2 tRNA genes and 3 rRNA genes are annotated in these 5,788 nt (G+C 55.5%); all 5 read left to right on the top strand.

Annotation, left to right across the window (positions count from 1 at the left end):
- Positions 1 to 262: 262 nt before the first annotated feature.
- The 5 genes from AC1Q5A_RS16545 (at position 263) to rrf (ending at position 5,681) form a co-directional block, all read left to right on the top strand.
- A 16S ribosomal RNA gene (locus AC1Q5A_RS16545) occupies positions 263 to 1,803 on the top strand.
- 221 nt (positions 1,804 to 2,024) lie between these two features.
- Positions 2,025 to 2,101 (top strand) — tRNA-Ile (locus AC1Q5A_RS16540).
- Between the two features lie 66 nt (positions 2,102 to 2,167).
- A tRNA-Ala gene (locus AC1Q5A_RS16535) sits at positions 2,168 to 2,243 on the top strand.
- Positions 2,244 to 2,435: 192 nt separating this feature from the next.
- A 23S ribosomal RNA gene (locus AC1Q5A_RS16530) occupies positions 2,436 to 5,316 on the top strand.
- 251 nt (positions 5,317 to 5,567) lie between these two features.
- Positions 5,568 to 5,681: ribosomal RNA gene (rrf, locus tag AC1Q5A_RS16525) — 5S ribosomal RNA — on the top strand.
- Together the 16S, 23S and 5S rRNA genes with 2 tRNA genes alongside form the textbook arrangement of a ribosomal RNA operon.
- Positions 5,682 to 5,788: the final 107 nt, after the last annotated feature.

Genomic DNA, 5,788 nt, shown 5'->3' with positions numbered 1-5,788 from the left:
GGTGTTGACGGACGTAAAAAGCGATGTAGAATGGGCGGCTCACCCGGGACGAAAGGTCACGGGGCGATCACTGAAAAGGCGGTCGGGCGAAAGAGGATCTTTGACAGTGTGCGCAGGTGAATTGTGTGGACGTCTTGTGCTGGAGGGTTGCGACCTGTCCAAGCGATGCAAGCGTCCCACCAAGTAAAAAGTCAGTAATGAGTTTTGACTGGTTGGGAAGAACGCTTCCGAAAGATAGATCGGCTATGGTCGATCGACAACTTAAGTGAAGAGTTTGATCCTGGCTCAGATTGAACGCTGGCGGCATGCCTAACACATGCAAGTCGAACGGCAGCACAGGTAGCAATACCGGGTGGCGAGTGGCGGACGGGTGAGTAAGGCATCGGGATCTACCCTGACGTGGGGGATAACCTCGGGAAACCGGGACTAATACCGCATACGTCCTACGGGAGAAAGCGGGGGACCTTCGGGCCTCGCGCGGCAGGACGAACCGATGTGCGATTAGCTAGTTGGCGGGGTAATGGCCCACCAAGGCGACGATCGCTAGCTGGTCTGAGAGGATGATCAGCCACACTGGGACTGAGACACGGCCCAGACTCCTACGGGAGGCAGCAGTGGGGAATATTGGACAATGGGCGCAAGCCTGATCCAGCAATGCCGCGTGTGTGAAGAAGGCCTTCGGGTTGTAAAGCACTTTTATCAGGAGCGAAATACCACGGGCTAATACCCTGGGGGGCTGACGGTACCTGAGGAATAAGCACCGGCTAACTTCGTGCCAGCAGCCGCGGTAATACGAAGGGTGCAAGCGTTAATCGGAATTACTGGGCGTAAAGGGTGCGTAGGCGGTTATTTAAGTCTGCCGTGAAATCCCCGGGCTCAACCTGGGAATGGCGGTGGATACTGGATAGCTAGAGTGTGTCAGAGGATGGTGGAATTCCCGGTGTAGCGGTGAAATGCGTAGAGATCGGGAGGAACATCAGTGGCGAAGGCGGCCATCTGGGACAACACTGACGCTGAAGCACGAAAGCGTGGGGAGCAAACAGGATTAGATACCCTGGTAGTCCACGCCCTAAACGATGCGAACTGGATGTTGGTCTCAACTCGGAGATCAGTGTCGAAGCTAACGCGTTAAGTTCGCCGCCTGGGGAGTACGGTCGCAAGACTGAAACTCAAAGGAATTGACGGGGGCCCGCACAAGCGGTGGAGTATGTGGTTTAATTCGATGCAACGCGAAGAACCTTACCTGGCCTTGACATGTCCGGAATCCTGCAGAGATGCGGGAGTGCCTTCGGGAATCGGAACACAGGTGCTGCATGGCTGTCGTCAGCTCGTGTCGTGAGATGTTGGGTTAAGTCCCGCAACGAGCGCAACCCTTGTCCTTAGTTGCCAGCGAGTAATGTCGGGAACTCTAAGGAGACTGCCGGTGACAAACCGGAGGAAGGTGGGGATGACGTCAAGTCATCATGGCCCTTACGGCCAGGGCTACACACGTACTACAATGGTCGGTACAGAGGGTTGCGATACCGCGAGGTGGAGCCAATCCCAGAAAGCCGATCCCAGTCCGGATTGGAGTCTGCAACTCGACTCCATGAAGTCGGAATCGCTAGTAATCGCGGATCAGCTATGCCGCGGTGAATACGTTCCCGGGCCTTGTACACACCGCCCGTCACACCATGGGAGTGGGTTGCTCCAGAAGGCGTTAGTCTAACCGCAAGGGGGACGACGCCCACGGAGTGGTCCATGACTGGGGTGAAGTCGTAACAAGGTAGCCGTATCGGAAGGTGCGGCTGGATCACCTCCTTTCAAGAAACGACGGCGTGAGTCTTCACGCAAGACGTCCACACAAGACACCTGTACTTCACGCGAAGGGTTTGCTTTACGCAACGTCCCTGTTGCGAAGAGCAAGCATCAAGACCGGCCATCCATGGCCGGACTCTTCACAACAGCGGCTTCGAACGAGGCTTACGGTCACGTCGAACGAACCCGGGTAGCTCGGCTCGCGGGTTCTGGGGTTCACCTTTCATGGGTCTGTAGCTCAGGTGGTTAGAGCGCACCCCTGATAAGGGTGAGGCCGGTGGTTCGAGTCCACCCAGACCCACCATGACCTCACGCGGATCCATCCGCGAAGGGCAGATCAAGACCGCCCTTCCTCGGGCGGACTCCTCAAGGGGCCTTAGCTCAGCTGGGAGAGCACCTGCTTTGCAAGCAGGGGGTCGTCGGTTCGATCCCGACAGGCTCCACCATCCATCGGCGCGTGAAGTATCAGCACACAAAAGATTTTGAAATCATCCGGCATTGAGGCCGGCGTGATGTTCTTTGAAAACAAGTAAACGAGTGACAAGCGTCTTGGTTCGAACCGAACCGAACCGAGGCAAGTGTTAAGGCACGAACGAAGTGGTTTGGACGTGTGATCCCGAGGCGACTTGGGGTTATATGGTCAAGCGACTAAGCGTATACGGTGGATGCCTTGGCAGTCAGAGGCGATGAAGGACGTGGCAGCCTGCGAAAAGTGTCGGGGAGCTGGCAACAAGCTTTGATCCGGCAATGTCCGAATGGGGAAACCCACCGCGCAAGCGGTATTGCATGGTGAATCCATAGCCATGCAAGGCGAACCCGGGGAACTGAAATATCTAAGTACCCGGAGGAAAAGAAATCAACCGAGATTCCCTGAGTAGCGACGAGCGAACGGGGACTAGCCCAAAAGCGCACAGTGTTTTAGTTGAACAGTCTGGAAAGGCTGGCCATAGACGGTGATAGCCCGGTAAGCGAAAGGGCACCGTGCGTGAAATTGAGTAAGGCGGGGCACGTGAAACCTTGTCTGAACATGGGGGGACCATCCTCCAAGGCTAAATACTCCTGACTGACCGATAGCGAACTAGTACCGTGAGGGAAAGGCGAAAAGAACCCCGGAGAGGGGAGTGAAATAGACCCTGAAACCGTATACGTACAAGCAGTGGAAGCCCGCAAGGGTGACTGCGTACCTTTTGTATAATGGGTCAGCGACTTACTGTCAGTGGCAAGCTTAACCGTATAGGGGAGGCGAAGGGAAACCGAGTCTGAATAGGGCGCATAGTCTCTGGCAGTAGACCCGAAACCGAGTGATCTATCCTTGGCCAGGTTGAAGGTGCGGTAACACGCACTGGAGGACCGAACCCACATCTGTTGCAATAGATGGGGATGAGCTGAGGATAGGAGTGAAAGGCTAAACAAACTCGGAGATAGCTGGTTCTCCTCGAAAGCTATTTAGGTAGCGCCTCGGACGAATCTTCCTGGGGGTAGAGCACTGTTATGGCTAGGGGGTCATCGCGACTTACCAAACCATGGCAAACTCCGAATACCAGGACAGACTATCCGGGAGACACACGGCGGGTGCTAACGTCCGTCGTGAAAAGGGAAACAACCCAGACCCGCAGCTAAGGTCCCAAAGTCATAGCTAAGTGGAAAACGATGTGGAAAGGCATAGACAGCCAGGAGGTTGGCTTAGAAGCAGCCATCCTTTAAAGAAAGCGTAATAGCTCACTGGTCGAGTCGGTCTGCGCGGAAGATTTAACGGGGCTAAGCTATGCACCGAAGCTCGGGGTGCACACCTTTGGTGTGCGCGGTAGAGGAGCGTTCCGTAAGCCTGTGAAGGTGGATTGTAAAGTCTGCTGGAGGTATCGGAAGTGCGAATGCTGACATGAGTAACGATAATGGGGGTGAAAAGCCCCCACGCCGAAAGCCCAAGGTTTCCTCGCGCAACGTTCATCGGCGCAGGGTGAGTCGGCCCCTAAGGCGAGGCAGAAATGCGTAGTCGATGGGAAGCTGGTTAATATTCCAGCACTTTTCTACAGTGCGATGTGGGGACGGAGAAAGTTAGGTCTACCGGGCGTTGGTTGTCCCGGGGAAAGGCGGTAGGCATGGATCTTAGGCAAATCCGGGATCCTTTATGCCGAGCACCGAGACGAGCCCTTTAGGGCGAAGTGACCGATACTACGCTTCCAGGAAAAGCCACTAAGCTTCAGCTGTAGAAAAACCGTACCGTAAACCGACACTGGTAGGCAGGGTGAGAATCCCAAGGCGCTTGAGAGAACTCGGGTGAAGGAACTAGGCAAAATGGCACCGTAACTTCGGGAGAAGGTGCGCCCATGGACGTGGTCACGTGCGTGACTGAGCGTCGATGGGTCGCAGTAACCTGGCCGCTGCGACTGTTTATCAAAAACACAGCACTCTGCAAACACGAAAGTGGACGTATAGGGTGTGACGCCTGCCCGGTGCTGGAAGGTTAATTGATGGGGTCAGCCGCAAGGCGAAGCTCTTGATCGAAGCCCCAGTAAACGGCGGCCGTAACTATAACGGTCCTAAGGTAGCGAAATTCCTTGTCGGGTAAGTTCCGACCTGCACGAATGGCGTAACGACAGCGGCGCTGTCTCCACCCGAGACTCAGTGAAATTGAATTCGCTGTGAAGATGCAGCGTTCCCGCGGCAAGACGGAAAGACCCCGTGAACCTTTACTATAGCTTTACACTGAACGTTGAGTTCTTCTGTGTAGGATAGGTGGGAGGCTTTGAAGTGCAGACGCCAGTTTGCATGGAGCCATCCTTGAAATACCACCCTGAAGTGCTTGACGTTCTAACCTCGATCCGTGATCCGGATCAGGGACCGTGTATGGTGGGTAGTTTGACTGGGGCGGTCTCCTCCCAAAGAGTAACGGAGGAGCACGAAGGTACGCTCAGCGCGGTCGGACATCGCGCACTGTGTGCAAAGGCATAAGCGTGCTTGACTGCGAGATCGACGGATCAAGCAGGTACGAAAGTAGGTCTTAGTGATCCGGTGGTTCTGTATGGAAGGGCCATCGCTCAACGGATAAAAGGTACTCCGGGGATAACAGGCTGATACCGCCCAAGAGTTCATATCGACGGCGGTGTTTGGCACCTCGATGTCGGCTCATCACATCCTGGGGCTGTAGCCGGTCCCAAGGGTATGGCTGTTCGCCATTTAAAGTGGTACGCGAGCTGGGTTCAGAACGTCGTGAGACAGTTCGGTCCCTATCTGTCGTGGGCGTTGGAGATTTGAGGGGGGCTGCTCCTAGTACGAGAGGACCGGAGTGGACGTTCCGCTGGTGTTCGGGTTGTCTCGCCAGAGGCATTGCCCGGTAGCTATGAACGGAAGTGATAACCGCTGAAAGCATCTAAGCGGGAAGCACGCCCCAAGATGAGATCTCCCGAGAGCTTGACTCTCCTTAAGGCACCATCAAGACCAGGTGGTTGATAGGTCAGGTGTGGAAGCGCAGCAATGCGTTGAGCTAACTGATACTAATGAGCCGTGCGGCTTGACCATATAACCCCAAGTGGCTTTGTTTGACGCAGGTCCCTCTGCGGAGCCTCCGGCCTTCCTTGGCTGGACTCTTCAAAAGAGCACGACCGCTTGACGAACTTCCCGGAAACTCGATTCACCTCGACGCTTGTCACTCGTTTACGATTTATCTCACGTGAGATCCTTCTCACGAAAAGAAGAGTCAACACCCCGCCATCCATGGCGGACTCTTCAGAAATGCGGAGCCGGCGCACCTGCGCTGCTCCCACCCCTTCCCTGGCGGCCATAGCGGCGTGGTCCCACCTGATCCCATCCCGAACTCAGAAGTGAAACGCGCATGCGCCGATGGTAGTGTGGCTTTGCCATGCAAGAGTAGGTCACCGCCAGGGGCTTTTTCCTGAAACACCCTCACCGGCAACGGTGGGGGTTTTTCTTTGATGCGGTGGCGACCGCAGGTCGCGACCCGCAACAGGTCACCGCCAGGGGCTTTTTCCTG

Source organism: Rhodanobacter sp. GW835-FHT13D09 (assembly GCF_058793995.1).
Note: the sequence above shows the minus strand (reverse complement) of the source record. Positions and strands in the feature narration are given on the sequence as shown.